This window comes from Lysinibacillus sp. NPDC093216 (assembly GCF_050280325.1).
GTDB lineage: Bacteria > Bacillota > Bacilli > Bacillales_A > Planococcaceae > Lysinibacillus.
Genome location: NZ_JBNNVB010000062.1, coordinates 1 through 2,535, shown reverse-complemented (window position 1 = coordinate 2,535; position 2,535 = coordinate 1). Strand labels below are relative to the sequence as shown.

The window sequence follows — 2,535 nt, the reverse complement described above, 5'->3', positions numbered from 1 at the left end:
ACTATCTCCTATAGGAAATCCAACAGATTCCCCAGTTGTCCGGATCAACTGGAAATTCTATCGGAAAGAGCTCTTACTACTAATATACGAGGAGGTTTCATATGGACATAGAGAGCATTATTTTCGATTTGGATGGGACACTTTGGGATTCAAGAAAAACAGTAGCGCAATCGTGGGCGCAGGTAGTTCAAGGGTCTCCTTACGGTAAAGGAAAGATAACCGAAGAGGATTTATCTAAAACGATGGGCTTACAAATTCAAGAAATAGCAGCTGTATTATTTGAATATCTTGATGAAGAAAAGCAGATGGAGCTTATTTTAGCATGCTGCCAGCAAGAGCAAGATGATTTATTACGTAATGGCGGTATTTTATATCCGCAGTTAGAAGAAACTTTACTAGCTCTTTCAAAAAAATTCCGCTTGTTCATTGTGAGCAATTGTCAGGAGGGCTACATAGAAACATTTTATGCTTATCATAAACTAGAGAAATATTTTCTCGATTTTGAAAATCCGGGACGTACAGGCTTATCAAAGGGAGAAAATATTCAATTAATTATGGAAAGAAATCATATAAAAAACGCTGTCTATGTAGGAGATACACAAGGAGATATGCTTTCTGCAAAGTTTGCAGGGATTCCTTTTGTTTTTGCTTCATATGGTTTTGGAAAGCCAGAGGAGTATGACTATATCATCGAAAAGCCATTTGATTTATTAAATATATTTTAAACGGAGTATAGAGTCTGTCTTTTCTGACGGTCTCTATACTCTGTTTTGGTTGAGAAGAGTAGGGAATTTTAACATCATATTTATTTGTACAAACAAACCTTCTGGGAAAGCTGAGTAGGGAGTGTACTCGGACAAAAATCCATTTAGCCTGGATTTTTATTTTGAAATTTGGATTCCGATTAAGTAATAGAAATGAAAAAAGCCAAGAATGTTCATCGGTAACATTCTTGGCTTCGTATTTTTTACGTCAATTTTCTTTTAATAAAGAATAAACATTAATGTCATAAAAAGATTCTTTTGATTCTTCATATTCCTGAAATGTTCCTTCAAAAGTAAAATTCAATTTCTCTACTACTTTTATAGAATTCCTATTACAAGGCTCTATTTTTGCTTCAATTTTAGTAATGCTTAAAGTGGAGAAAGCATAATCAATCAAAGCGGAAATACATTCTGGCGCATAGCCATTTCCCCAATAAGCTTTAGCGAGATCATAGCCAATTTCTGCTGTAGCGTTCTCTAAGTCAAATGAATTGAATCCACAAGAGCCGATAATCTCATTGGATTCCTTCTCAATAATTGATAAGCGAATAGCCTTGTGCTCCTTAGCTAGTTGATCAAAAAGCTCAATCATTTCCTTCGCTTGTTGTTCATGAGTGAAATTAGTGATATTCATAAATTTCGTCACATCGGGATCTGACCAAATTTTAAATAAACTATGTGTATCCACTATCTTCATTTTTCTTAAATATAATCTTTTTGTGTAAATTTGTTCTATCAATACTTTTACCTCCAATTTTTTATAAGTTTGGATGAAAAATATTGCTATCTGCGCATAATTCAGTCCCTTCAAATTTCATGTATCTATTATACAATAATTCTAGTAATTGCTAAAATGTTATGCTGTATGAAGAGATACAAAAGAATAGGGGAAATGATAATGTTTAAGGTAACGACCGAGAATTATTCGATTGTCAAAGAAACAATAGAGAGGGCGCCAATATTTGTCTACAGTATTCTGGAGCAGGTAATAGAAGGTGCTGTCTATGCCGACAATGAAAGCCTTCATTCACTACTGTTTCAAACCAAATCAGGAATATACTATGTTTATGGTGATTCATCCAGCGAGCAAGTTATAAGTAAACTCGCAGCTTTACTACAAGAATCTATTGAGCAAAATAAACGTTTCACATTATTTTCTTACTCAGAAGATTGGAACACAAAAATTGAACAACGATTAAACGTTTATGTGAATAAATTAGAAAGATATACTTTCAGCTTTGATAAAAATGCTTATAACAATAGAGAGAAGCACGAGTCGCTTAACTACGAATGCATTAAAATCAAGCAACATCAAATTGATCATTGTTTAGAATTTAACAACCAATATTATGAGGAGTACTGGGGTTCTACTAGTAATTTCCTTGAAAATGGTTTTGGATTCTGTTTGAAGCATGGAGATAAGATTATTAGCGAAGCGGTTTCTATTTTTAAATCGCAGCAATTTGCAGAGATTGATATAGTTACTGATTCGAATTATAGAGGATTAGGATTAGCAAGCTTCATTGCAGAAAAATTTATTGATGATTGCCTTTTAAACGATATAAAGCCTTGTTGGGATTGTGATATTGATAACCATGGATCTTATCATGTAGGCGCTAAATTAGGCTTTACTAATCCAGTGAAATATGCTGTTTTTTATAAAAGCACAGATAGATAAGAGGCTGGGACAAAACCCATCTCTAAACTAAAAAGCCGGCGAAATTTTACGATCAGTAAAATTTCACCGGCTTTCAATTTTTTTCATAAAAAA

The 2,535-nt window shown here is 33.5% G+C and carries 3 protein-coding genes; 2 read left to right on the top strand and 1 reads right to left on the bottom strand.

Features of this window, described 5'->3' with window-relative positions:
• The first annotated feature begins 101 nt into the window (after nt 1–101).
• Nucleotides 102–725: an HAD family hydrolase gene (locus ACQKOG_RS27065; protein WP_370075013.1), complete on the top strand. Its 624-nt coding sequence runs from the start codon at nt 102–104 to the stop codon at nt 723–725.
• Between the two features lie 247 nt (nt 726–972).
• Here ACQKOG_RS27065 and ACQKOG_RS27060 read toward each other — a convergent pair whose 3' ends face one another.
• A complete protein-coding gene (locus tag ACQKOG_RS27060; protein WP_370075012.1) occupies nt 973–1,503 on the bottom strand; it encodes a GNAT family N-acetyltransferase in 531 nt (176 codons plus the stop codon).
• A 159-nt stretch (nt 1,504–1,662) separates the two neighbouring features.
• On the opposite strand from ACQKOG_RS27060, the gene ACQKOG_RS27055 reads away from it, so the two are divergent.
• Complete coding sequence (locus tag ACQKOG_RS27055; protein WP_427448589.1) at nt 1,663–2,442, top strand: GNAT family N-acetyltransferase; 780 nt, start codon at nt 1,663–1,665, stop codon at nt 2,440–2,442.
• Nucleotides 2,443–2,535: the final 93 nt, after the last annotated feature.

Coding starts and splice junctions, on each gene's coding strand:
- ACQKOG_RS27055 (WP_427448589.1), top strand. CDS start 1,663: ATGTTTAAGGTAACGACCGAGAATTATTCGATTGTCAAAGAAACAATA.
- ACQKOG_RS27065 (WP_370075013.1), top strand. CDS start 102: ATGGACATAGAGAGCATTATTTTCGATTTGGATGGGACACTTTGGGAT.